At 64.2% G+C, this 25,292-nt stretch carries 14 protein-coding genes; 7 read left to right on the forward strand and 7 right to left on the reverse strand.

Going from position 1 to position 25,292, the window contains the following annotated elements; genetic code table 11:
• Positions 1-63: 63 nt before the first annotated feature.
• From tssI to tssM, 6 genes are all read left to right on the forward strand, one after another.
• Positions 64-6,012, forward strand: coding sequence for a type VI secretion system tip protein TssI/VgrG (tssI, locus tag AC3WLY_RS03870; protein WP_492309126.1), 5,949 nt, complete (start codon positions 64-66; stop codon positions 6,010-6,012).
• Positions 6,009-6,473 (forward strand): DUF6714 family protein, encoded by a 465-nt coding sequence (locus tag AC3WLY_RS03875; protein ID WP_175959742.1) that lies wholly within the window; start codon positions 6,009-6,011, stop codon positions 6,471-6,473. The genes tssI and AC3WLY_RS03875 overlap by 4 nt, the downstream gene beginning before the upstream one ends.
• Before the next feature lie 173 nt (positions 6,474-6,646).
• Entirely contained in the window at positions 6,647-7,846 is a 1,200-nt protein-coding gene (locus tag AC3WLY_RS03880; RefSeq protein ID WP_492309125.1) for an RHS repeat domain-containing protein, read from the forward strand.
• A gap of 220 nt (positions 7,847-8,066) precedes the next feature.
• Complete coding sequence (locus AC3WLY_RS03885) at positions 8,067-8,321, forward strand: PAAR domain-containing protein (RefSeq protein ID WP_175959881.1); 255 nt, start codon at positions 8,067-8,069, stop codon at positions 8,319-8,321.
• A 48-nt stretch (positions 8,322-8,369) separates the two neighbouring features.
• Positions 8,370-9,293, forward strand: a complete 924-nt coding sequence (gene icmH, locus AC3WLY_RS03890; protein ID WP_492309124.1) for a type IVB secretion system protein IcmH/DotU — start codon at positions 8,370-8,372, stop codon at positions 9,291-9,293.
• A gap of 28 nt (positions 9,294-9,321) precedes the next feature.
• Complete coding sequence (gene tssM, locus AC3WLY_RS03895; protein WP_175959883.1) at positions 9,322-13,275, forward strand: type VI secretion system membrane subunit TssM; 3,954 nt, start codon at positions 9,322-9,324, stop codon at positions 13,273-13,275.
• Positions 13,276-13,384: 109 nt separating this feature from the next.
• Here tssM and AC3WLY_RS03900 read toward each other — a convergent pair whose 3' ends face one another.
• Together AC3WLY_RS03900 and hpnN are read right to left on the reverse strand one after the other, a co-directional pair.
• On the reverse strand, positions 13,385-14,377 hold the full coding sequence (locus AC3WLY_RS03900; RefSeq protein ID WP_492309123.1) for an MlaA family lipoprotein: 993 nt from the start codon (positions 14,375-14,377) through the stop codon (positions 13,385-13,387).
• Complete coding sequence (hpnN, locus tag AC3WLY_RS03905; protein ID WP_492309122.1) at positions 14,370-17,003, reverse strand: hopanoid transporter HpnN; 2,634 nt, start codon at positions 17,001-17,003, stop codon at positions 14,370-14,372. The genes AC3WLY_RS03900 and hpnN overlap by 8 nt, the downstream gene beginning before the upstream one ends.
• A 328-nt stretch (positions 17,004-17,331) precedes the next feature.
• On the opposite strand from hpnN, the gene AC3WLY_RS03910 reads away from it, so the two are divergent.
• Positions 17,332-17,928: an MlaC/ttg2D family ABC transporter substrate-binding protein gene (locus AC3WLY_RS03910; protein ID WP_096473192.1), complete on the forward strand. Its 597-nt coding sequence runs from the start codon at positions 17,332-17,334 to the stop codon at positions 17,926-17,928.
• Between the two features lie 84 nt (positions 17,929-18,012).
• On the opposite strand, the gene AC3WLY_RS03915 is transcribed toward AC3WLY_RS03910, so the two are convergent.
• From AC3WLY_RS03915 to AC3WLY_RS03935, 5 genes are all read right to left on the reverse strand, one after another.
• Entirely contained in the window at positions 18,013-18,657 is a 645-nt protein-coding gene (locus AC3WLY_RS03915; RefSeq protein WP_034181525.1) for a response regulator, read from the reverse strand.
• A 32-nt stretch (positions 18,658-18,689) separates the two neighbouring features.
• On the reverse strand, positions 18,690-20,072 hold the full coding sequence (locus AC3WLY_RS03920) for a cache domain-containing protein (protein ID WP_310136792.1): 1,383 nt from the start codon (positions 20,070-20,072) through the stop codon (positions 18,690-18,692).
• 174 nt (positions 20,073-20,246) lie between these two features.
• Positions 20,247-21,812, reverse strand: a complete 1,566-nt coding sequence (locus tag AC3WLY_RS03925) for a sensor domain-containing diguanylate cyclase (protein WP_425133154.1) — start codon at positions 21,810-21,812, stop codon at positions 20,247-20,249.
• Positions 21,813-22,376: 564 nt separating this feature from the next.
• Complete coding sequence (locus AC3WLY_RS03930; protein ID WP_492309121.1) at positions 22,377-24,551, reverse strand: malate synthase G; 2,175 nt, start codon at positions 24,549-24,551, stop codon at positions 22,377-22,379.
• A 328-nt stretch (positions 24,552-24,879) separates the two neighbouring features.
• Positions 24,880-25,284, reverse strand: coding sequence for a GlcG/HbpS family heme-binding protein (locus AC3WLY_RS03935; protein WP_492309120.1), 405 nt, complete (start codon positions 25,282-25,284; stop codon positions 24,880-24,882).
• Positions 25,285-25,292 lie beyond the last annotated feature (8 nt).

A 25,292-nucleotide genomic window follows, 5' to 3' on the forward strand; every position in this document is an offset into this window, starting at 1 on the left:
AGGAAAGCGGTTCATGCAGTCGGTGACACAGAACAACAATCGAGCGCACGAGGGCCAGCACGCATGTTGAGTTTCAAGACGAACCGAACGTTTTCGGTCAGCGGCCCGGCGCTGCCGGAGCTGGAAGGCATCGCGTCGGTGCTGCACCTGAGCGCGATCCGGGGCACCGAGCAGCTCTCCACGCTGTATGCATACGAACTGTGGCTGACGACGCCCGCCGATCCGCTGCTGCCGGTCGACCTGCTGGCCAACCTCGATCTCAGGGCGATGCTCGGCAAGGAGCTGACCGTCACGATCCAGCTGGACGGGATGGGAAGCTTTGTCGCGGGGATGGCTGGGCGAGCGGGCGCAGCCAATCTGGGGGCCGGCACGCGAGAAATCAGCGGCGTCGTGACGGCGGCCAGCTACGTGGACCAACTGAATCGGCAGTCGCGTTACCGGGTCGTGCTGGAACCGTGGTTTGCACTGGCGCGGGAGCGCACCGACTACCGCATCTTCCAGCGCAAGAGCGTGCTGGACATTCTGCGCGAGGTGTTCGGTCCGTACCTGTACTCGTTCGAAATGCGGGTCGGCCGGACCTACAAGCATTTGCGCTATCAAGTCCAGTACGGCGAGTCGGATTTCGCGTTTGCCCAGCGGTTGATGGAAGAACACGGCATCACGTGGTTCTTCGAGCATTCGCAAGGTGTGCATCGCTTGGTGCTGGTCGACGGTCCTGGCGCTCACCGGATGGTGGAAAGCGTCGCGTACCAAACGCTCGCGTACTACCCACCGGGCCAGAAGATCGACCGGGAACACGTCGACCGCTTCGAAGCAACGGAGTGTCTGCAGTCGGGCGTCTGGACCACCGACGATTTCGACTTCGAGAAACCGGGCGCGATGCTGACCGCGCAGAACAGCCAGCCGCGCGACACGGCGCACAACCAGCTCGAACGTTACGAGTGGCCTGGCGACTATACCGAAACGGATGACGGTCACGCATTCGCACGCGTGCGAATGGAAGAGATTCACGCACAGGGCGAGCGGGCGAAAGGCGAAGGCAACTTGCGCAACGTGGTGTGCGGCACCACGTTTGCGCTGGCAGGCCATCCGATGGCGAGCGCCAATCGCGAATATCTGGTGATCGCGTCGGAACTCGATGTGAAGGAAACCGGGGAAACGACCGGGTTCTCGGCCTACGCGATTCGCAGCAAGTTTATTGTCCAGCCCTCGACCACGGTATTCCGCCCGCCGCGTACGATCACGAAACCCCGCACGCGCGGCCCGCAGACGGCGATCGTGACCGGTCCGGCAGGCGCGGAGATCTGGACCAACAAGAACGGCGAGGTGACGCTCAAGTTCCACTGGGACCGCTCCGACGTGAAGGACCAGAACTCGTCCTGCTGGGTGCGGGTGTCGTATCCGTGGGCTGGCAGCAACGTCGGTGGCATCCATATTCCGCGGGTGGGCACCGAGGTCATCGTCGATTTCGAGAACGGGGATCCGGATCGACCAATCGTGACGGGGCGCGTCTATAACGCGATGACGATGCCACCGTGGACGCTGCCGGCCCACGCGACGCAAAGCGGGATCCTGACGCGCTCGACCAAAGGCGGCGGATATGGCAACGCCAATGCGATCCGCTTCGAGGACAAGAAAGGCGCGGAGCAGGTCTGGATCCAGGCCGAGCGCAATCTGGATGCGGTGATCGAAGCCGATGAAACCCTCGCGGTGGGACATGACCGGACGAAGCAGATCGGCCACGATGAAACCGACCAGATCGGACGTCACTGGACACTGTCGACCGGCGGCTACAAGTTCGAGACGGTGACGCTCGCGTCGGTGAAGAGCGTGGGCATGGGGGCGATGCTCAACGTCGGGATGGCCTACAACGTGAACGTCGGCGGGCTGTACCTGCGCAACGTCGGACTGCACATGGCCAGTACGGTCGGCCAGAGCCGGACCGACCGCGTCGTGCAGGACTGGACGACGGATGTCGGGCACACCTACACGGTGACCGTGCGCGGCAAGGCGGTGGGCGATGCGGTGAGCGCGGATCAGGCGAACCCGATCGAACTGTCGCCCGACTTCGCGCCGCAACTGCCCGCGCCGGTATCGAGTTCGAACGCCAACCAGTTGCGCATCGCGGATACGGGTGAAAGCAGTCTGTCAGGTGCGAAGCAGGCGCAACTGACGGGCCCGGGCGGGACGGTAACGATCGACGAGTCCGGCATTCACCTGAAAGGCACGGCCATTTACCTGCAGGCGCCGACGATCAGCATGACGCAAGGCGATGCAGGTGGCCTTGCACCGGTAACCGAAGCCGATTGTGCGGAATGCGCGAAGAAGACCGTCAGCGCGAATCCGGTCGATCTGGCGACGGGGCAGAAAGTGCTGTCGCACACGGACTTTACGTTGCCGGGCCGGGTATCGATTCACTGGAGCCGGAGCTACCGCAGCGCGGACCAGCGTCAAGGCAGTTTGGGTGTCGCATGGAAGCTGCCGTATGCGACCGAAGTGCGTATGAGTTCGGCTGGACTGATCTACTTTGATGCGGACGGGCGGCAGTTGCAGTTTCCGGCGCTGAACCCCGGTGACGAGCACTTCCATCCGATTGAGAAGTTCACGCTGGCGCGTAGTGACGACAACGCTTCGGGCGCGACCTACGTGCTGCGCTTCGGCAACGGTGTCGAAGAACACTATGGTCGTCATCCCGTCGACGAGATCCGGTGGCAGTTGCAGTGCGTCACGACACGCGATGAGCAGAGTCTGACGCTCGGCTATACGGCACAGGGTTGGCTGGAAACGGTTCGCAACAATCGGCATACCGTGCGCTGTGAACTGGACGAGACTGGCCGGATCACGAGCGTATTGCTCGACCAGGGTTTCGGGAATTCGCCGCTGCACCTGACAAGCTATGTCTACGACGAATACGGCGACCTGATCGAAGCCACCGACCGCGAGAACCTGACGTGGCGCTACGGCTACGACCACCATCTGCTGACAACGTACCGCACGCCGGCGGGCGCAACGCACGTCTCGGAGTGGAGCGACGACACGCCGAACGCGTACTGCCTGCGGACCTACGCGTATACCGAAACCGCTGATGGGCAGCGCGCCATCACGCGCGAGACACGCTTCGATTACCTGCCGTCACTGCGTGTGACACGGGTGACGGATGGATTAGGACATACGACCGAATACCACTACAACGGCTTGTGGGCGGTCGAGAAGATCGTGCATCCGGACGGCAGCGTCGAGCAGACGCATTTCGACGAAACAGGGAGCGTGGCGGGCTACACGGATGGCTTGGGCCGCACGACGCGGATGGTGAACGACGCGCGCGGCAACCCGACGTCGATCATCGACCCGGCCGGTCAGATCACGCGCATCGGCTACACCGACCAGAACCTACCGGAACAGATCACCGACCCGGTCGGGCAGGTCTGGCAGCGCGGCTACGATGTGCAAGGCCACCTGACGAGCGAAACCGATCCACTCGGGAATGTGACGGGTTATGCCTACGAGAACGGCTTGCCGGTTGCCCGCACCGATGCGCTGGGCAATGTAACGAAGATGCGATGGGACGACGCGGGGCAACTCGTGGAGCGCACCGATTGCTCCGGGCACACGACGACCTATCAATACGATCAGTTCGGCCAGTTGACCGAGACCACGGACGCGCTGGGCCAGGTCAGCCGCCACAGCGGCAGCCTGTCGGCTCGTATGACGGCGGTGCAGCCGGCCGGCATGGGCTGGTGGAAGGTCGACTACGACGACGCAGGCAGGGCGATCGCGCATACGGATCCGCTCAAGCGCGTGACGCGGGTGGACTGGGACGGATACGGGCAGCGAACGCAAATCGTCGACCCAGCGGAGGGCACGCAGCAGTTCCGCTATGACGCCATTGGCCGCCTGACGAAGCTGACCAATGCGAACCGGGAGGCGACGACGTTCCGCTACGACAGCCGAAACCGGTTGATCGAACAGACCGGCTTCGATGGCCGTCGGCAAAGCTACCGATACAACCCAGTGGGGGAACTGGTCGAGCGCATCGATCACGGCCAGGATGGGCAGATCACTACGCACGTGACGTACGACGTGCTCGGCCGACCGGTGGAGCGACGATCGAGCGACGGCAGTCAAGCCAGCTATCGTTATGACGCGCGCGGGCTGCTCACGCAGGCACAGGCGGTCTCGCCGGGGCGAGCCCCGGTGCAGGTGACTTACGAATACGACGCGGCTGGGCGCCGCACGGCAGAGGTGCAGGCGCATCACGGACGCGTCTGGCGGCTGACGCATGGGGTGGATGCGATCGGGAATCGCGACTGGACGAACGTACCGGACGTCGGTTCGCTGGTGTGGCAGCGCTACGGCTCGGGACATGTGCATGGTGTCCTGCTGGATGAGCATCCACTGGCGAGCTTCGAGCGGGATGGACTGCATCGCGAGATCAAGCGCACGCAAGGCCCTGCATCACATCACTTCGGGTATGGCGCGAACGGCTTACTGGCGGCGCATCGCTGGCAGAACCTCGATGAACAGGGGCGGTCGCTGGAGAGGCCACGGCCGTGGCGGGCGTGGGCGTACGACGCGGCAGGCCAGCTGACGACACTGGACGACGCGTGGCGGGACAAGAAGACCTATCGCTATGACGCACTATCCCGGTTGACGCACGTCACGGCGGCAAGCGGCGCGGAAGCATTCCATTACGACCCAGCGGGGAACCTGCTGGGTGCTGCGCCAAGCCTGGACGGCATACAAGCGTGGAAGGCGAGCGGGGATCGCTTGCTGCGGTTTGCGTCGCAGGCGAGGCCGGATCGTCCGGTGGATTTTACGTACGACGGACACGGCAACCGGATCGCGCGGACGGTGCCGCTGCCGCCGAAGCCGGAACTGACGGCGGCGGAGCAGCGTAGCCAGCGCGGGACGGACAACCTGCTGCGCGTGATGGAGGTGCTGACGGGGACGCCGAAGTACGAGGAGCCGACAGAAGAGCCGGAGGTGACGCGGTATCGATACGACGGCAGCCATCAACTCGTGGCAATCGATCACGCGGACGGAGGGAGAAACGAGTACGAATACGACGCGCTCGGTCGGCGGGTAGCAAAGCATCACACGCAGGCAAGCGGCGCGCGGCAGACGACGCTGTTTATGTGGGACGGCGACTGGATGATGCAGGAGGTGCGGACGGGGCGGACGTCACATGAGGACAACGCCGTGACGTACGTGCCGCATCCGGATCACGCAGGGCCGCTGACGCGGCTGGCGGATGGGCAGGCGTGGCATTACGTGACGGATCACCTGGGAACGCCACAGGAACTGTATGACGAACAGCGCGAGGTGGTGTGGGCAGCGGATTTGAGTGCGTATGGGCGGACTGCCCGGAGGCTGGCACATGCCGTTGACAATCCGATACGGTTTCCGGGGCAGTACTACGATCAGGAGTCGGGGCTGCACTACAACCGATTTCGGTACTACGATCCTCAGGTGGGGAGGTACATCAATCAGGATCCGATTGGACTCGCGGGCGGTTCCAATAACTACATCTACTCGGACAATCGGACGCCGTATTCGATGGATCCGTTCGGGCTCGAAGCGATCACGATGGGTGCAATGGGTGGCGGGGCAGTAGCCGGACCGCCGGGTGCGCTTGTTGGGGCTGCACTGGGTGGTTTGGTGTTGTTGACGGTCGGTGTGGTTGCTTGGATGTTGTCGTCGACAACTACCGACAAGGCGGGGAATAAGGTGAGTCCGATCGCAGATACGATGCAACCCCCAGGCACTTGCTCACCGGGCGAACACCGAAGGCTTCAAGACGAGGTTGATCGGGCTTGTAAAGGGGAAAAGAGATCTTGTAGAGCCAATATGGATAACGCAACTATTCTGATGATGAGGCAGCGTAATGTGCGGTGCGCTATAGCTAGAGATTTAATGAATGGTAAATGTTTTGCTGGTGGCGATGCGATTCATCGAAATGAAGCAATAAAGGCTTGGGAGAGTGTGGCTAAATGTGACGGGTTATTGAAATGAAGATTGATTTTTCGGTATTTGATAATGTTATTTTTCCTATTGATGAGCCAATTGGTTATGGGGGCGGAATTGAGGCGCAGGACGTCGAGACCTTCTTTAGGGGTCGGCGAAGATTTGATGTGAGTCTTCGTGATTTGGATAATGTTTACGAGCACGATCCATCTGCCTGTTTGGGATTTATGTTGCCGAAAGCATTTGCGTTTTTTTTGCCGATTTTCATGAAAATATCGATCGTCGATTATGATGATGCTGATGTAATTCCTGATACGGTTGTCTATAGAATGTGTGATATGGCAGAAGGGCGCGCGGATGATAATTTGTCAGCTATTTTGTCAAGTTACACGCGTGAACAGTTAGGTCTGGTTCTGGATTTTTTGGGGGAAATGAGTCGAATCGAATGGAGGCATCACAATCTCGATTTGGCTTCCGAAGCCGCGAGGTTGCTTCGGGAGAAGTTTTGATATGCAAACTCCAATTACCTCCTTGGGGGCACCTGTCACCCGTGCTGGCGAAGTTCCGTCGCCCCTCATTCCATGAATTTGCTGGGTGCTGCGTCGAGCCTGAACGATGTGCAGGCGTGGAAGGCGAGCGGCGATTGCTGCGGTTTGCGTCGCAGGCGAGGCCGGATCGTCCGGTGGATTTTACGTACGACGGACACGGCAACCGGATCGCGCGGACGGTGCCGCTGCCGCCGAAGCCGGAACTGACGGCGGCGGAGCAGCGTAGCCAGCGCGGGACGGACAACCTGCTGCGCGTGATGGAGGTGCTGACGGGGACGCCGAAGTACGAGGAGCCGACAGAAGAGCCGGAGGTGACGCGGTATCGATACGACGGCAGCCATCAACTCGTGGCAATCGATCACGCGGACGGAGGGAGAAGCGAGTACGAATACGACGCGCTCGGTCGGCGGGTAGCGAAGCACCACACACCGGCAGGCGGCCCGGGACAGACGACGCTGTTCATGTGGGACGGTGACTGGATGATGCAGGAGGTGCGGACGGGGCGAACGTCACATGAGGACAACGCCGTGACATACGTGCCGCATCCGGATCATGAAGGCCCGTTGACGCGGCTGGCGGAGGGGCAGGCGTGGCATTACGTGACGGATCACCTGGGGACGCCGCAGGAACTGTACGACGAACAGCGCGAAGTGGTGTGGGCAGCGGATCTGAGCGCGTATGGACGGACGGCCCGGAGGCTGGCGCATGTCGTTGACAATCCGATACGGTTTCCGGGGCAGTACTACGATAAGGAATCAGGGCTGCACTACAACCGGTTCCGGTACTACGATCCTCTGGTGGGGCGGTATATCAATCAGGATCTGATTGGGTTTGATGGTGGGATCAATTTTTACAGTTATGCATACAACGCACCTAACATTGCTTACGACCCAAAAGGCCTATTTGTTCCCTTGATTGCTGCTGCGGCATTTTTGGGAAGAGGCGTGCTGGGTGGGGTTGTGGAAATTAGCATGCAGGGGGCGAAACAAATATTTTGGCAAATGAAAGGCAATTGGGTTGATGGGCGTCTATTGACCGATATTGACTGGGATTGCGTAAAGATTGATTGGTCTGGTGTAGGTGTTTCGGCTGCGGTCGGGACAGTGGCGCTTGGTTTAGGCGCAACCAGAAAGAGTGTGACTGGATCCGTAAAGGCTATCAAAAATCTATCGGGTCAGGCGGCTAATACAGCAAATCGTGCTGCAAAATTGAAATCTCGAATAGATATAAAAAAGGCGTCAATCAAGCGAGAATTGATTGTGCAGAGGGCGTGGCAGGGAGTGAAGCAAGGTGGGAAGTGTGTTTTTGGTGAGGAGAAAAAGTGCGAAGAGTAGATAGGACTTGGCTTTACATTTTATTCTTTATTCCGCTTGCGTTATTTTATGAGCCATTGAAGAAATATCTGGGCGGAGGCGTGTTATTTTTTGTGTGCTCCGTGATTTATCTGTGTGTCTGTTCTGCTTTGGCTATTTTTTTTGGAAAACCCCGAGGGGGCAAATAGTGTCATGCTTTTCAAGATGTGAAATTGGAAAACTATTTTTGAGGTGTCCCTGAATGCCAGCTTCCGTCGCAACTCTCGGAACATTGACCACCCATGGCGGCGTAGTCACGTCAGCCAGCGCGGGCGTCGCGATCAACGGACGTCCCGCAGCATGCGTAGGCGATTCCGTGTCGTGTCCATTGCATGGCCCGGGTGTCATTACCAAAGGCGGTTTCGGCACGATCAACGGCCGTCAAATTGCTCATCATGGCAGTGACACGAGTTGCGGTGGAACGCTGATCGTGTCCGATGGTGGTCCTACGGTTTGACCTTATTTATGTTGAGCGTGATGAGTCGAATTTTGAATTCACCCGAGCATGACCCAGTCCAGTAGCCCGCCCAAGACCGTATCGGCTCGACGCGTGCCCACACCACCGCGACGACCGAACAGCACCTTTCTCTCTGGCAAGAACACGAGGCAGCTATCCAACTCGCGCCACAGTCGTCCATTGGGATCGATTTCGCCGCCTGAAGACGAGCAGACGAGACTGGCTGCGGTACGTGGTCACCGCAATGCCTTGCTGGAGGCGAGCAGAGTGCTGCTTCGAGCGTTTGTGGATATGCCCGCGTTAATCGGCCTCGGCCATGACGAACGCTTGCGCGACCTGCTGATGGACGAAGTTCGCGTATTCGAGCGCCTGTGTGTGCGGGCCAATATCCGCGACGAACATGTGATCGGTGCACGATATTGCCTATGTACCGCGCTGGACGAAGTTGCAATGCGCGAACTTGTCGCGCGAGGCGACACGTCCGGGAGTGTCGCATGGGCTTCCGGTGCGTTAACCCAACGCATTGGGGAGGACAACCAGGGCGGCTCGAAGATCTACGCGTTGTCGCTGCGCTTGTTGAAAGACGAAGCTGACCACTGGCCGTTGCTCGAAGTGATCTACCGGATTTTCAGCTTGGGGTTTGAAGGTCGGTATCCGCATGGCAAGACGTTCGGCGTGCACGACCGGGTACGAGAGCGGATTTGCAACGCGATTGCCGTGCACCTCCCACCTATTCCTGATGCCCTTTCGCCCCACGCGCAATCTACCGCAACGGCTCGCCGGACATTCCATTTCGAAATCCCGGTCTGGATGTCGGTGGCCTTGCTGTCAGTGGCGCTCTGCGCGCTGTATGCCTTTTGCCGCGCCGAGTTGGACGCGCAAGCGGACGATGTGCATCGACAGCTCTCCAACATTGCGCGTGTAGCTTCAGGCAGTGCGATCGACCCGGCCGTGGTCAGCCCGGCACGGTAGTGCCAGTGGGACGCCATTCCCCGTACACATGAAGAAGATTCTCTCGTTTCTGCGTTCGCGCCATCTGTGGGCCATTGTGACGGTGATTGCCGCTATGGCCGTGATCTGGTTTGCCGGCCCGCTGGTGAGTTTCGGTGGGCTGCACCCACTCGCGTCGGTCGGCATTCGGCTGCCCTTGATCGCGTTGGTCCTGTCCGCATGGATCTTGTGGCTGATCGATTGGTCGACGAGCATCGTAATCGTCGCGCTGCTCTGTCTCGCGATCTGGCATACCTTCCCGCTTCTGACGTTGGCCGGCAAACCGCTGTTTGCGTCGGTGATGGTCCGCGTTCTGGCAATGGCCGGCGTTGTGCTCGTATATGCCGTGTCGATGTCGCTCAGATGGTGGGGGCGCATGCGCCGGCATCCGAGCGAACTCAGACGTTTGCTTCGACTCGGCAAGCGCGGCGCTCGGCCGTTGGCCGCATCGCGCCTGACGACGATCGAAGACATGGCCCGTGCAGCGATCACGCAGTTGAAAGCCCGGCGCGGTGGTACCCATGGTTTGGCGCGGCTGTTTCAATGGCCTGTGTATCTCTACGATGTGCCGTGGTATGTCGTGCTGGGTTCGAAGGGCTCAGGCAAGACCACGGCGCTGCTTAATGCGGGTCTGGTATTCCCGCTCGATGCGCAACTTCAGCATTCGCTTGCGCCCGATGACGCCCGGGCTTTGCCGGGTTGGCGGTTGACCAATGAGGCGGTGCTGATCGATACAGCGGGCCATTACGTACAGCACGGCACGTCGCGCTACTCGCTAACAGCGGAGCCGCCAGAAGCATCGAATGACGGGCAACCGGAAAAGCGGCCGACCGACAGCGGCGGGCTTCGCAGAGACTCCGACGCTGCAGAGTGGAAGGGATTTCTCCGGCTACTTCGCCGTATCCGCCCTCGCCTGCCGCTGAATGGCGTGCTGTTGACGATCGATGTCGCCGCGTTGACGCACACGGACCTCGACGTGCGTACGGCAGAGAGCCGTGCATTGCGGGCACGTCTCGAAGAGATGGAAACGGAGTTCGGGATCGGATTCCCCGTCTGGCTCATTGTCACGAAAATGGACCGGCTTCCGGGCTTCACCGGCTATTTCGCTTCGCTTGGCGAGCGGCAGCGTGCGCAGATATGGGGCGTGACATTGCAGTTCGACCCGGAGGCGCGGACGGACGATGTGACCAGGACTGAATTGAACCTGCTGGCAACGCGTCTTGCTGATGGTGTGAGTGGTCTGCTTCGCAACGAAACCGACCTGGCTCGTCGTCGCCAGTTGGCGATGCTGCCAGAGGCATTCACGGCACTGACGGAGCCGCTGGCCGATCTGATCGGGCAAGTGTTTGCCGCAGCCGACGACGGTGCGCAAACAGTACCGCATGCGCTGTTCCGAGGTGTTTACCTGACGAGCGCGGGCCAGACCGGCCAGCCGGTCGCTGCGGAGCATCAAACGCTGTTGCAACGCATGACGGGCGCATCCGGCTCGCAATGGCCCCGCCCGCGAGGAGAGCGTAGTGAAACCAGCTATTTCCTGCGCGATTTGTTGCCCGGGATCGTATTTCGAGAGGGGCATCTCGCCCGCCCGAATCGGAACCGGGAGCATCGTGTGCGCTTACAGCGGTGGCTGGGGCATTCCCTCGTGTGGGTGATCGCCGCAGGGTTGTGCACGAGTCTTTGGAACAGCTTTGTTGCGGAACGTGCGTCCCTGGGCACACTAGCGCACAAGACACGTACGCTGGCAGCCTTGCTGGCACGAAGTGACCTTTCCGCCAATCCTGAGCGTGTGCCGATGATGCTGGACAGTGCAAACGCACTGTTGCGCGACACAACGCATCTTGCCAACGATTCCGAGGTCGCGTTTCGCCTCGGAACGGACCGCCTCAATATGATCGAGTCCGACAGCCGCCATGTGTACGAGGCGCTGTCGGAGCAGGTTGTGTTGCCGCAAATCGTTCGCCGGATGGAGGAGATGATCAAAAGTGCCGCGGCGAGCGGTGATGCCAAGGCCGCTTACGACGCATTGCGCGTGTACTTGATGCTACACGACCGGGCAAGATTCAACGCGAACGACGTCAGGATGTGGGTGCTGGATGATTGGGCGCGGCACGACAGTGCAGCGATGTTCGGTGGGCGCGCGACAATGATCGGCCACGTACAGCGACTGTTTTCCGAAGAACATGTCGTGCAGTCGCCACTGTCCCGCAACGAAGGAATGATCCAGCGGGCGCGCGCATTTCTCGACGGCAGCAATCCGACCGATCGTCTTTATCAGCGCGCCATGGCGTCGATGTCGAAAGACGCACCCCGCGAATTTTCGCTGCTGCATGTCGTCGGGCCACAAGCAGGTGCGGTATTTACGCGCGCCAGTGGAGCGCCGTTATCCAGCGGTGTGCCGGGAATCTATACGCTGGAGGGGTATCGGGCGGTATTCAGCAAACGCCTGCCAGAATTCCTTCAGGTGGCAAGCGAAGACGATGCCTGGGTAATGGGGCGCCGGACGCTCGATGATTTCGCAAAAAATCCAGTTGGCGCGTCAAACGTATCGAACCGGAATGGCGACGCGCTGTTGACCGTGATCACGCGTCAATACCTGAGCGAATACGCTCAACAATGGGACGCGTTTCTTGACGACATTCGCGTCGTGAGCGGAACGAGTCTTGCCTTCAACTTGACGGTACTGCGAGCCCTCGCTGCGCCCGATTCGCCGCTGACTCGTCTAGCGCGGGCGGCGGCAAACGAAACGACGCTGACGCGTCCGATGGCGAAACCGGACGGCTCCTTTCTGGAAAAAGCGACCGAGGCTGTCAACCAACAGGCCGAGAGGATACTGGGGCCGCGTGCATCGGAGCAGGTTGAGCGCGAGTTGGTAGATAACCGCTTCGCGGCATTGCGTGAAGTGGTGACGGGCCATGCCGATGCGCGATCGGAGACGCAGTTGGCCGGGGCGTCGGTGAGCAAAACGGGCCTGGACGGCGTTACCGGTCTGTTGAACGACTACTACAACACGCTCACGATTTCCGACAATGCGCTGTTGAACAACAGCATGCCTCCGGTGAGTGAGAACGCTGCGAAGCTCAAGATGACGGCTGACACGATGCCTGCGCCGGTTCGAGCAGTCTTGCATCAACTTGCTGTCGATGGCTCGCGTGGGGTGAACCAGGGTATCGGCCAACTACTGTCGCGCCAGATGCAGGCAGCCGTTGCAGACACCTGTCGCATGACGATCGAAGGCAATTATCCGTTTGCGCCTGATAGCACGCGTGACGTCGGTATCGACGATTTCACGCGCATGTTCGCGCAGGGCGGCGTGATCGATGACTTTTTCATGAAGACGCTCGCACCGTTCGTCGACACTGCTGCGAAGCCGTGGCGCTACCGGACGCTGCCGGGCGCGACCGAACCCGTTCAGGGCCCGGACCTCGAGCCATTTGAGCATGCGAAGGCGATCCGCGACATTTTCTTCTCCGATCCTGATCGTAAGAATCCGAGTTGGAAGGCTGATATCCGATTCCCTGAGCTCGACCCAACGATCATGAGCCTGTCGCTCGACATCGACGGACAGGTGACGCTCTATCGACATGGTCCGGTCACGCCATTCACGGTTACATGGCCGGGACCGCGTGGCGGCTTCCGTGCTCAGATCTCGGCGAGTCTGCGCATCCGGCCGGACACTTCCACGATCGCGGCGGACGGGCCGTGGGCGCTGATGCGGTTGCTCCGGAAAGGTCATGTGGTCGAGGCTGCCACACCGGGCCGCACGCGAGTTGCGTTCAGTTTTGATGGTCGTCAGGCAGTACTCGACATTGCGAGCGCGGGAACTGTTGCGAACCCGCTGACAAGCGATGTGCTGACGACGTTCCGGTGTCCTGGGACGATGGCGGTGTTCAACCTGCCAGATAGCGGCCCGCCGCCGGGATTGCCCCGGGGCGGGCTACCGGTAGCAAACAAGGGCGGGCTTTGAGCGAACGATGAGCAGCCTGAAACCGATTCGCCGACGTTGTTCCGGTTGAAGTCGTCGGCCCGATCCTGGACGGCTGGCGTGTTGCCCCTCGGATCAGAGGCTGCCGCCGTTACTGCGCGGCCGGACTGCTCGCCGGCACGGTCGGTATCGCCGGGGCGATCGGCGCACCGTTGGCGGCCGGCGCCGTCGTGGCGCCTGCCGATGCTGCCGCCGGCGCACTCGCCGGCATCGCATTGTCCGCACCCGGATCGTCGTACTGCGGCAGCCCCGGCGCGGCCGGCGCGTTGTTCGGCGCGGCGCCCGATGCGCCATCCGATGCGCCCGGATCCTCGTAGTTCGGCAGCCCCGGCACGGCCGGCGTCGCGGCCGGCACGGCGCCCGATTCGCCCGGCTCGCTGTAGTTCGGCAGCGTGGCCGACGACGACTGGCTGCGATACGTCAGCGACTTGCGCTGCTGCAGGTACGCGTCGCGCACGAACGAATACGGATCGAGCGCGGCCTGCTTGAGCAGGTCGGTCGCGCCGAGCAGGTCCGAACGTGCGCTGATGAACTGCGCGATGTACATCGGGTTGCGCGCGGCCGGCTCGATGTAGTTGAGCAGGTTGAAGCGCACGTCCACCGCACGGCCGACGCCGTCGCGGATCGTGCTCGGCCCGAACACGGGCAGCACGAGATACGGGCCGGACGGCACGCCCCAGCGCGCGAGCGTCAGGCCGAAATCCTGGTGATGCTTCGGCAGCCCGGCCGGCGTCGCGATGTCGATCAGGCCGGCGACGCCGAACAGCGAGTTCATCGCCACGCGCATCAGATCCTGCGTCGCATCGGTGATGCGCAACTGCAGCAGGTTGTTCGCCATGTTGCCGAGATCGCCGAGGTTCGAGAAGAAGTTGCTGATCGCGGTGCGCACGGGCGTCGGTGTGATCTTCTGGTAACCCTTCGCGATCGGCACGGCGATGTTCGAATCGACGGCGTCGTTGATCTTGTACATCGTCCGATTCATCGGCTCGAGCGGGTCGTTGGGATTGCGGTTCGGTCCCGTCGCGCAGCCGGTCAGCATCGCGCTGGCGGCGACGGTCGCCGCGATGATTCGCACCTTATTCATTGATTCCTTGCAATTGGTTCTTGGCGCGTTTGACGCGCGGTTTGCCCATCAGGACGGGCTGGAACACCACGGCGCCGATCAGCGTGCAGGTCAGTGCCAGCGCGAGCAGCTTGCCCATGCTCGACGTGCCCGGGTGGTGCGACAGCCACAGGCTGCCGAATGCGGTCGCCGTCGTCGCGGCGCTGAACAGCACCGCGTGCGTGAGGCTCGAATGCAGCAACCCCGTCTGCCCCGCGCGCCACGCCATCACGAAATACACCTTGAATGCGACGCCGACGCCGAGCATCAGCGGCAGCGCGATGATGTTCGCGAAGTTGAGCGGCATGCCGAGCACGACGCACATCTCGAGCGTCACGACACCCGACACGAGCAGCGGCACCAGCGTGCGCAGCACGTCGCCGAAGCGGCGCAGCGTGACCCACAGCAGGATTGTGATCGAAATGATCGACCACAGCCCCGCATGCAGGAACGCGTTGATGATCGTGTCGGCCGAATGCAGGATCGAGATCGGGCCGCCGGTCGCGCCCGGTTCCGCGGCCTTCACGGTCTGCGCGAAACGGCGCAGCATCGTGTCGTCGTTCGGGTCGACGCCCTTCGGCACCTTCGGCGAGATCTGCACGAGCGCGTGGCCGTCCGGCGCGACCCAGTCGCGCACGAGCGGCGGCGGCAGCGATGCGCGCGTGATGTCCTGCGGCTGCAGCAGCGCGGTGAGCTGGTTCAGCGCGATGCGCAGCGTATCGGAGAACGCGCGCTCGGCGCGGTCGCGCGTCGCGCTGTCGGCGGCGGCAAGCTTCGCGAGCGACGCGGACAGGTGTTGCGCGGCGGCCGCGCCCGGGCCCGGGTGATCTTCCGCCGCGTAGCCGAGCAGATCCGACACGCGCTTGAGTGCGGCGACGCGCTGCGCGTCGGTCGCGGGCGGCGCGGCCGGCTGCGTCAGCGCGGGCAGCAGGTCGCTCGCGGCCGCGGCGATCGCCGCGCGCTTGGCCGGCTGGTCGGCGGGGATGAAGGTCGACAGGGTGGTCGTGCGGCCGACTTCGGGCAGCGCGTCGAGACGCTTCGCGGCCGCATCGGCTTCGGCGAGCGACGGCGCGAGCAGCGTGACGTCGTTGACGGCCGCTTCGGGCGAATCCTTCAGCGCGAGCAGCGTCGCCATCGATTCGCTGTTCGGATCCTTCAGGTGCAGCGGGTTGAAGTCGAAGCGCAGGAACGCGAGCAGCGGCAGCGCGCCGATCACGACCGCGAGCGTGCCGATCAGGATCGGCTTGCGATGGCGATCGAGGAAATCGTCGACCGGCGCGAGCCACGGGAAGCCCGGCGTCTTCGATTCGCCCGGCGGCGCGAACAGGCGCAGCAGCGCGGGCAGCAGCGTGAGCGTGGTCAGCAGTGCGACGAACATCCCGACGCCCGCGATCAGGCCGAGTTCGGACACGCCGCGATAGGCGGTGGGGATGAACGAGAAGAAGCTCGCCGCGACGGCCGCCGTGGCCAGCGCGAGCGGCATGCCCATCGAGTGCGCGGCGCCGATCAGCGCGTGATCGATGCGCTGGTCGCGAAAGCGTTCCTCGCGATACTTCACGCCGTACTGGATCGAGAAATCGACGCCGAGGCCGACGAACAGCACCATGAACGCGACCGAGATCATGTTCAGCGAGCCGACCATCGCGAGGCCGAGCGCGGCGGTCACGACGAGGCCGACGAACAGCGTGACGAGCACCGAGCCGATCATCCGCTTCGAGCGCAGCGCAAGCCACAGGATGACGAGCACGGCGAGCAGCGTGAGCGCGCCGTTGAGCGCCGCGCCGTCCTCGACCGATGCGAATTCGTCGTCGGCGAGCGGCTGTTCGCCGGTCAGGCGCACGGCCGCGCCGTAGCGCTTTTCGAGGTCGAGCGAACGGGCAGCGTCGCGGATCACCTGGCTGGTTTCCGCGCCGGCCTTCAGCGCGCCGTAGTTGACCACGGGCTGCACGGTGACGAATGCGCGCGCGGGCTGCCGCGTGGCATCGCTGTCGACCAGCGCGCGCCACGAGAACGCGGCCGGCTTGCCGGCCAGCACGTCGTCGACCGTCGCGGCGCTGCGCGCGAGCAGCTTCGCCATCGCGGGCAGTTTCACCTGGCCGGTCAGGAGCGGCTGGCCGAGCGTGGTGGCCAGCGTCGTCGCGAGCCCGGTCAGGCTCGGGTTCTTCGCGAGTTCGTTGACGAGCGGGCGCGCGCTCGCGAGCTGCGACGTCGTATCGGAGACTTCCTGCGGCGACAGGAACAGCAGCCCGTTGTGCTCGAAGAACGGCCCGCCGCCGGGCTCGGCGACCTGGCCGATGCGACCGGCTTCGGCCTGCTTCTGCAGCGCTTCGGTCAGCGCATGCGCGGCGGCATTCGCGAATTCGGGCGCGGGCGCCTCGACGACCGCGAGGATCGTGCCGTTGCGTTGCGGGAACGCTTTATCGACGGCCTGGCCGAGCGCAGCCCATTGCGGTTCCGCATCGACGAGCTTGCTGATGTCGGTATTGATCTTGAAATGCTGCGCGACGTAGACACCGCTGAGGGCAGCGATGACGAGCGACAGGACGACGACCCAGACGGGACGGCGCACCGACCACGCAACGAGTCGGACGATGAGAGATGTCACCATGTGGCGGTGGGGAGCGGCTGGCAAGGGCAAAGTAGCCAAGTATACCGGCGCGGCGTGGCGACTGACGTGACGTTGCGGGTTTCGGGGCGGGAAGGAGATTTGTTCGCGGCGGCGGAATCGGTACTGGTGGCCGGCTGTTTTGTAAGGGGATATTTACATAATCGGCGCCGTGGCGTCTCGCCGTGCCGTCGCCCGCGCCTGTGACAAATGCAGCTGAAAGGTAACAGTCGGTCACGGCGCGGCAGCCGGGCGTCAGGCCCGGTATACTTTGCTGCACCGGCCGCTGCAAGGAGCCGGTCGTTTTTTCCCATCGAGTGCGAATAATCGTATGAAACGTCATCTGTTTGCTTTCGTCGCGGCTGCCGCCGTGTCGGTTTCCGCTTTCGCGCAGAGCGCGCCGGTCGATATCGTCCGCAATGCGGTCGAGGGCACCGTCACCGCGATGAAGGCCGATCCGGCCGCACGCGGCGGCGACATGGCGAAGGTCACGCAGGTCGTCGAGCAGCGCTTCCTGCCCGCGACCAACTTCGAGCGCACGACCCGCATCGCCGTCGGCGACGCGTGGAAACAGGCGACGCCGGAACAGCAGCAGGAGCTGTACAAGCAGTTCAGGCTGCTGATGACGCGCACCTACGCCGCGTCGCTCGCGCAGCTCGGCGGCCAGGACGCGAAGTTCTCGTTCAAGGCCGGCGGTGCGTCGGGCGCCGACGCGCTCGTGCAGTCGACGGTGACGACGCCGGGCGACAGCCAGTCGGTCGGCTATCGTCTCGGCAAGGTCGGCAACGACTGGAAGATCTACGACATCGACATGTCGGGCGCGTGGCTGATCCAGGTCTACCAGGGCCAGTTCAAGAGCCAGCTCGCGTCGGGCGGGATCGCCGGGCTGATCGCGTATCTGCAGAAGCACAATTCGCGGACGAACTGACGGCCGCGGCGCGGCTCGCAGTCCGGATGCATGAAGGGCGCCACGGGCGCCCTTTTTCGTTGCGGATCGCGGTGTCGCGCTACCCTACCGCCGCCGATGCTCGACCGCGAACTTGATCAGCTCGGCCTGCCCTTCGATCTCGAGCTTGCGCTTCAGATTGAGCCGGTGCGTTTCGACCGTGCGCACCGACAGCCCCGTCTGCTGCGCGATCTGCTTGCTCGACAACCCCTCGGCCAGCGCATCGAGAATGTCGCGTTCGCGCGGCGTCAGGCGATCGAGCGGCGACGCGGTCGCGCTCGCGTGGATCATTCGCGCGGCGAGCCCTTCGCTGAAGAACGTCTGCCCGGCCAGCACCGCGCCGATCGCGCGGACGATCTCGCTCGCGGGCGAATCTTTCAGCAGGTAGCCGCTCGCGCCGGCACGCACGGCCTGCGTCACGTATTCGAGGTTGTCGTGCATCGACAGCATCAGCACGCGGATGCCGGGGAAACGCTCGTGGAACACGCCCGCGAGCGTGATGCCGTTCATCCCGTTCATGCCGACGTCCATCAGCGCGAGATCGGGTTCGAGCGACGCGGCGAGCGCGAGCGCCTCGTCGGCGTTGCCGGCCTCGCCGACCACGGACAGGTCGGCCGCTTCGAGCCGCATCCGCAAGCCGTCGCGCACGAGCGGGTGATCGTCGACGAGCAGCAGTCGGGCGGCGGGCCGGGCGGTGTCGGGGGCGCTCATGCGTCAAAGGTCTCCTGTTATGGGGCGTGTCTTCACGCGGCGCTGCGCAGCGGCACGCGCGCGGCGACGATCGTGTGGCCGACCTGCGACGTGATCGTCAGCATGCCGCCGAGCGCGTCGAGGCGTTCGCGCATGTTGCGCAGGCCGATGCCGCGGCGCGCGTCGGCCTGCGAGCGTTCGGCGTCGAAGCCGCAGCCGTTGTCGGCGATGGTCAGCGTGACGGATTGGGCGCCGATGTCGAGCGTGACGGCCGCGCGCGACGCCTGCGCATGATGCACGATGTTGCTGAGCGCTTCCTGCGCGATCCGGAACAGCGCGGTGTTGACGGCCTCGGGCAGCGGCCGCATGCCGCTGTGCGCGACCTGCGTATAGCCGATGTCGATGCCGCTTTCGGCGCCGAGTTCGCGGACCAGCTGCTCGAGCGCGGCCGCGAGGCCGAGATCGTCGAGCATCGATGGACGCAGCGCATGCGAGATGCGCCGTACTTCGCGCAGCGTATCGCCGAGCCGCCCGACGCCCGATACGAGCGCCTGCTCGGCCTCGGGCACGCGCGACGTGCCGCGTTCGAAGCGCGCGAGCGCGGATTCGAGCATCAGCTTCGCGGACACCATCATCTGGCTGATCCCGTCGTGCAGTTCGCGCGACAGCCGCGCGCGTTCCTGCTCCTGCGATTCGACGACGCGCTGCGCGAGCAGCTTGAGCTTCGCGTCGGCGCTGCGCGACTCGCTGACGTTCAGCACCAGCGCGCACACGGCGATCGCCGCCGCGCCGGTGAGCGCGATCGCGGTGAGCCAGCTCATCGTGCGCTCGATGTTCGCGGACGCGCGCGCGTCGATGCGCTGCAGCGCGGTGTCGACGTCGTCGAGATAGATGCCCGTGCCGACCATCCAGCCCCAGCGTTCGAGCGCGACGACGTAGCCGAGCTTCGGCGCGACGCGGCCCGTCGACGGCCGCTGCCATGCGTAGCGCACGTAGCCGCCGCCGTGCGACGCCGCGCCGATCAGCTCCTGGATCGTCAGCGCGCCCTGCGGGTCGCGCATCGACCAGAAGTTGTGACCGACGCGCTCGGGCTCGCGCGGATGCATCAGCGAATTGCCGTGCAGGTCGTACACGAAGAAATAGCCGTCGGGCCCGAAATCCATCTTCTGCAGCATCGCGAGCGCTTGCGTGCGCAGCAGCGCGTCGTCGCGCGCATTGCGGCCGCTCGCGTCGTAGAGCGGCATGATCGCGCTCGTCGCGAGCTCGACGTAGTGCTTCAGCTCGACTTCCTTGCTCGACAGGTACGCGGCCTGGATCGTCGCGTGCTGCGTGCGCGCGAGCGACGTCGCCTGCTGGCGCACGCCGAAGCCGATGCCGGCGATCGCGAGCAGGAACGGCACGATGGCCAGAAGGAAGATCTTTGCCTTGAGTCTCATGGTGGTGCGAAGCGGCCGTGAACCGGTGCGGCCGGCTAGGTGCGGCCGGCCAGCCGTGGGCCGGCCGGGCGCGTCAGCCGCGCGGCGGCGTATCGAGCCGACATTGTCGGCGATTTTGCACGTGGGCGGCTGCGACCAGGCGGCTGCCCCGCCGCGGCTCGGGTGCCCGGGCGCTCAGGCCCGCCGCGACTCGAGATTGTCGGGAGATGCGGCCGTCAGTACGACGATGCGGTTGCGCCCGCCTTCCTTCGCGCGATACAGCGCATCGTCGGCGAGCTTCAGCGCGGCCTGCATGTCGTCGTCGAGTTCGGGATAGCTCGTCGTCACGCCGATGCTGACCGTCAGGCGGCCGGCCGTGCCGGCGTCGTGCCGGATGCCGAGATCGAGGATGCCCGTGCGGATCGTCTCGGCGATCGTCACCGCGCCGTCGGTGTCGACGTCGGGCAGCACCACGACGAACTCCTCGCCGCCGTAGCGCGCCGCATAGTCGGCCGGGCGGCGCAGGCAGCCGCCGATGCAATGGCCGACCGCGGCGAGCGCGTCGTCGCCGGCCTGGTGGCCCTGCGTGTCGTTGTAGCGCTTGAAGTAATCGACGTCGATGAACAGCAGCGACAGCGCATGCTGCGAGCGCGCGGCGCGGCGCCATTCGCGCGCGAGCGTGACGTCGAGCATCCGGCGGTTGTCGAGGCCGGTGAGGCCATCGGTGCGCGCGAGCGCCTGCAGCTCGGTTTCCGCGCGATGGCGCTTGCGCAGCTGCACGTCGAGCAGCAGCGACAGGCCGACGAAGCCGATCGCGAGCGCGACCATCGCGGAGCCGATCGGAATCGCACGGTCGTACCACGCGGCGTAGGTGTCCGCTTCCGAGCGCGCGACCATGACGATGAGCGGCAGGTGATCGAGGTGCCGGAACACGTACAGGCGCCGCACGCCGTCGATCGTCGCGGTGTCGGCGAAGCTGCCTTCGCTGGCGGTCATGAAATGCCGGAACGTGCTGGCGCGGCTGATGTCGCGGCCGACGATCTTCGGGTCGTACGGTTCGCGCGCGAGCATCAGGCCGCGCGTGTTGATCAGCGCGACCGAGCCGCGGTCGCCGAGCGACAGGCGCGAGAACAGGTTCTGGAAATATTCGAGCCGGATCGACATCACCGCGACGCCGCCGAACGACCCGTCGGGCTTCGTGATCCGCCGGCTGAGCGCGATGCTCGGCGAGCCGTCGCGCAGCCGCGAATGGTACGGGGGGCTGACGTACAGGCCGACGTCGGGCCGGTCGCGATGCACGGTGAAGTACGGCTCGTTGCCGAAGTTGGCCTTGCGCGGCACGTCGCCCTTGCCGTCGACCGCGATGTCGCCCTTTGCGTCGAGCACGTAGATGCCGCCGAGGTACTTGGCCGTCGTCGCGCGGTCGAACAGCACCTGGCGGCGCAGCGGCATCGGCAGCGCGATGACCGCGGGGTCGTTCGCGCCTTCGACGACGGCCTGCAGCGACAGCGAATAGATCTCGATGTTGCGCTCGATGTCCCACGACGCCATCAGCGCGAGGTTCTGCTGCATCGTGCGCGAGCGGTCGCGCGCGTCGATGCGGCCTTCGTACAGCACGATTCCGCACAGGAACAGAAGGAGCAGCGCGATCAGCAGCCCCGTATAGAAGATCAGGTGCGGCAGCAGGAACCGGCGCAGATGAGCGGCGACACGGCTTGTCCGGCCGGATTCGCTGGGCATTGCGTAGTCGGTTTCTGCCATGGTCCGTGGATCGATGGGCATCGTCGCCAGGCGGCGGGCCGATGCGATTGTTCGTATGACGTGTCGGCAGCGATCCGGTGCGCGGCCCTCTTCCGGCGCCTTCTTCCCGCCCGGTGGAGAAAATGGACACCGATTATCGGTAATCGCGACCAGATATACCGGTAAATCACGCATTCATCGGCGGCATCTGCCGCGATTCGACGATCCGACGAATCGGGCGGCGCGGATTCAACGGAGTATAACGCGCGCATTCGCGTGCGCGGAAAATGTTGCGACCCGTTGATCGGGGTCAAATTACCGTGCAATCCCGGGCTTGCAAATATCGGGCAGAGCGTTACTGCGCAAGGTTTTGCCGCGTGGCGGGCGCAGTGTGCCGCGTACGGCCGCCGATTCAGACGGATTAACGGCCGGCGCACGCGAAACTTGAAAGCGCGCGATATGTTCCGATTATCGGTTTCAACATACGGTTTCAACGGCCGCGCGAACGTAAAAATGAAAACGGGCGGCGATGAGGGCCGCCCGTTTCGCGGAGCCGGCATGCGGGGCGGGCCCGCATGCGCATGCTCAGGCGCCGTGCTGTTGCGCCTTGAACGCGAGCCGGAACCGGTGCAGCAGCGGCTCGGTATAGCCGCTAGGCTGCGACGTGCCCTGCAGCGCGAGCGCGCACGCGGCCTTGAACGCGGTCGACTGGTCGTAGCCGGGCGCCATCGGGCGATAGTTCGGGTCGCCGGCGTTCTGCTGGTCGACGACGCGCGCCATCCGCTTGAACACGTCGAGCAAGAAGGCCTCGGTGATCACGCCGTGGCGCAGCCAGTTCGCGATGTGCTGGCTCGAAATGCGCAGCGTCGCGCGGTCTTCCATCAGGCCGACGTTGTGGATGTCGGGCACCTTCGAGCAGCCGACGCCCTGTTCGACCCAGCGCACGACGTAGCCGAGGATGCCCTGCGCATTGTTCTCGACCTCGCTCAGGATCTCGTCTTCGCTCCATTCGGCGCGCTCGACGACCGGCACGGTCAGCAGGCCTTCGAGCAGCGCGTCGCGCTCGCTCGCGTACGGCGTCTTTTCGAGCTCCTGCTGGACGGCCTGCACGTCGACGAGGTGGTAGTGCAGCGCGTGCAGCGTCGCGGCGGTCGGCGACGGCACCCACGCAGTGTTCGCACCCGCGCGCGGATGCGCGATCTTCTGCTCGAGCATCGCGTGCATCAGATCCGGCATCGCCCACATGCCCTTGCCGATCTGCGCGCGGCCGCGCAGGCCGGCCGACAGGCCCGCGAGCACGTTGTTGCGCTCGTACGACGTGATCCAGGCCGACGACTTCATGTCGCCCTTGCGGATCATCGGGCCTGCTTCCATCGCGGTGTGCATCTCGTCGCCGGTGCGGTCGAGGAAGCCGGTGTTGATGAACGCGACCCGCGCGGCGGCGGCCGCGATGCACGCGGCGAGGTTCACGCTGGTGCGGCGCTCCTCGTCCATGATGCCCATCTTCAGCGTGTTGCGCGGCAGGCCGTACAGATCCTCGATGCGCGCGAACAGCGTATCGGCGAACGCGACTTCGACCGGGCCGTGCATCTTCGGCTTCACGATGTAGATCGAGCCCGTGCGCGAGTTGCGCTTCGCCTTCAGGTCGTGCAGCGCGCACAGCGTCGTGACGACGCCGTCGAGGATTCCTTCCGGAATCTCGTTGCCGTCGCGGTCGAGCACCGCGCCGTTGGTCATCAGGTGGCCGACGTTGCGCACGAACAGCAGCGAGCGGCCGTGCAGCGACAGCGTGCCGCCGTCGGGCGTCGTGTAGTCGCGGTCGGCGTTCAGGCGGCGCGTGAAGCTTTTGCCGCCCTTCGCGACTTCCTCGACCAGCGTGCCCTGCATCAGGCCGAGCCAGTTGCGGTAGAGCTGGACCTTGTCGTCGGCGTCGACCGCCGCGACCGAATCCTCGCAGTCGATGATCGTGCTGACCGCCGCTTCGAGCACGACGTCCTTCACGTTCGCGAGATCGGCGCGGCCGATCGGCGTCGACGCATCGATCTGGATCTCGATGTGCAGGCCGTTGTGCTTCAGCAGGATCGCGGACGGCGCGTCGGCCGTGCCCTGATAGCCGGCGAACAGCGCCGGCTGCGCGAGATGCACGACACCCTTCGCGGTTTCGACGGCGAGCTGGCCGTCCTGCACGCGGTAGCGCAGCGCCTCGCGGTGCGAGCCGCTCGCGAGCGGCGCCGCGTTGTCGAGCACGTTGCGCGCGTAGTCGATCACGCGCTGGCCGCGCGTCGGGTTGTAGGTCGCGGTGCGTTCGGCGCCGCCGTCCTCGGGCAGCGCGTCGGTGCCGTACAGCGCGTCGTACAGGCTGCCCCAGCGGGCGTTCGCGGCGTTCAGCGCATAACGCGCGTTCGACAGCGGCACGACGAGTTGCGGGCCGGCCTGCGTGGCGATCTCGCTGTCGACGTTCGCGGTGGCTGCCGCGACGTTCGACGGGACCGGTACGAGGTAGCCGATTTTTTCGAGGAACGCGCGATAAGCGGCGTGGTCGCGCACGGGGCCGGGGTGCGCGCGGTGCCAGGTGTCGAGTTCCTGCTGCAGACGGTCGCGTTCCGCGAGCAGTTCGCGGTTGCGCGGCGCCAGATCGTGCACCAGGGCCGAGAAACCGCTCCAGAATGCGGCCTTGTCGATGCCGGTGCCCGGCAGCGCTTCGTTTTCAATGAACTGGCTCAGCGCTGGCGCGACTTGCAGTCCTGCTTGGTCGATCATCGTTATCCTCCCGGGGAAAAATGCGCGCGCGCGGCTAGAGGGCCTGTTCACGCTAATAACGGGCTTGCGAACGAGCCTTGCCGGCCGCAGTGCAAGGAGCAAGGAGCGCCGTTTGGCCGAGCCAAACAAGCGACGCGCGACGCCGCAATGCGGCCGGCAAGGCTCGTTCCCCTGATCGGAAAAAATCATTTGTGGGGCTGGCCACCAGAAGGGCCGATCGCTGCGTCGTGCTCCTTGCGAATACGTCGAGTATTCGCTTCGTCGCAATCCTTGCGCTCGGCCCTTCTGGTGGCCAGCGCAAGCCCGTTATTAGCGTGAACAGGCCCTCCTATGTCGCGACGCTTTGTGTGCCGGCGCGGGCGATCTGCGCGTCCTGCTCGGACTTTACGCCAGACACGCCGATCGCGCCCGCAATCCGGCCGCCGACCGTGACCGGCACGCCGCCTTCGAGCAACCCCGTCAGCGGGGCGCTGAGAAACGCGGTGCGGCCACCGTTGATCATATCCTCATAAGCCTTCGTCTCGCGACGGCCGAGCGCCGCCGCGCGCGCCTTGTCCTGCGCGATGGTCGAGCTGGCCGGCGATGCGCCGTTCAGCCGCGCGAACGCGAGCAGGTGGCCGCCGTCGTCGACGACGGCGATCGACACCGCCCAGCCGTGGCGCTCCGCTTCCGCGCGCGCGGCGGCGAGCATGCGGTCGGCATCGGCGAGTTCGAGTTCGGGTTTCGTCTGCATGGATGTCC

This window comes from Burkholderia sp. FW306-1C-G01B, from assembly GCF_058781685.1.

Bases quoted from the DNA above. Each gene is read 5' to 3' on its own strand.
- AC3WLY_RS03900 (WP_492309123.1), bottom strand. From the start codon at position 14,377: ATGAATAAGGTGCGAATCATCGCGGCGACCGTCGCCGCCAGCGCGATG.
- icmH (WP_492309124.1), top strand. From the start codon at position 8,370: ATGACCCAGTCCAGTAGCCCGCCCAAGACCGTATCGGCTCGACGCGTG.
- AC3WLY_RS03885 (WP_175959881.1), top strand. From the start codon at position 8,067: ATGCCAGCTTCCGTCGCAACTCTCGGAACATTGACCACCCATGGCGGC.
- AC3WLY_RS03875 (WP_175959742.1), top strand. From the start codon at position 6,009: ATGAAGATTGATTTTTCGGTATTTGATAATGTTATTTTTCCTATTGAT.
- AC3WLY_RS03930 (WP_492309121.1), bottom strand. From the start codon at position 24,551: ATGATCGACCAAGCAGGACTGCAAGTCGCGCCAGCGCTGAGCCAGTTC.
- tssI (WP_492309126.1), top strand. From the start codon at position 64: ATGTTGAGTTTCAAGACGAACCGAACGTTTTCGGTCAGCGGCCCGGCG.
- AC3WLY_RS03920 (WP_310136792.1), bottom strand. From the start codon at position 20,072: ATGAGACTCAAGGCAAAGATCTTCCTTCTGGCCATCGTGCCGTTCCTG.
- AC3WLY_RS03915 (WP_034181525.1), bottom strand. From the start codon at position 18,657: ATGAGCGCCCCCGACACCGCCCGGCCCGCCGCCCGACTGCTGCTCGTC.
- AC3WLY_RS03925 (WP_425133154.1), bottom strand. From the start codon at position 21,812: ATGGCAGAAACCGACTACGCAATGCCCAGCGAATCCGGCCGGACAAGC.
- hpnN (WP_492309122.1), bottom strand. From the start codon at position 17,003: ATGGTGACATCTCTCATCGTCCGACTCGTTGCGTGGTCGGTGCGCCGT.
- AC3WLY_RS03935 (WP_492309120.1), bottom strand. From the start codon at position 25,284: ATGCAGACGAAACCCGAACTCGAACTCGCCGATGCCGACCGCATGCTC.
- tssM (WP_175959883.1), top strand. From the start codon at position 9,322: ATGAAGAAGATTCTCTCGTTTCTGCGTTCGCGCCATCTGTGGGCCATT.
- AC3WLY_RS03910 (WP_096473192.1), top strand. From the start codon at position 17,332: ATGAAACGTCATCTGTTTGCTTTCGTCGCGGCTGCCGCCGTGTCGGTT.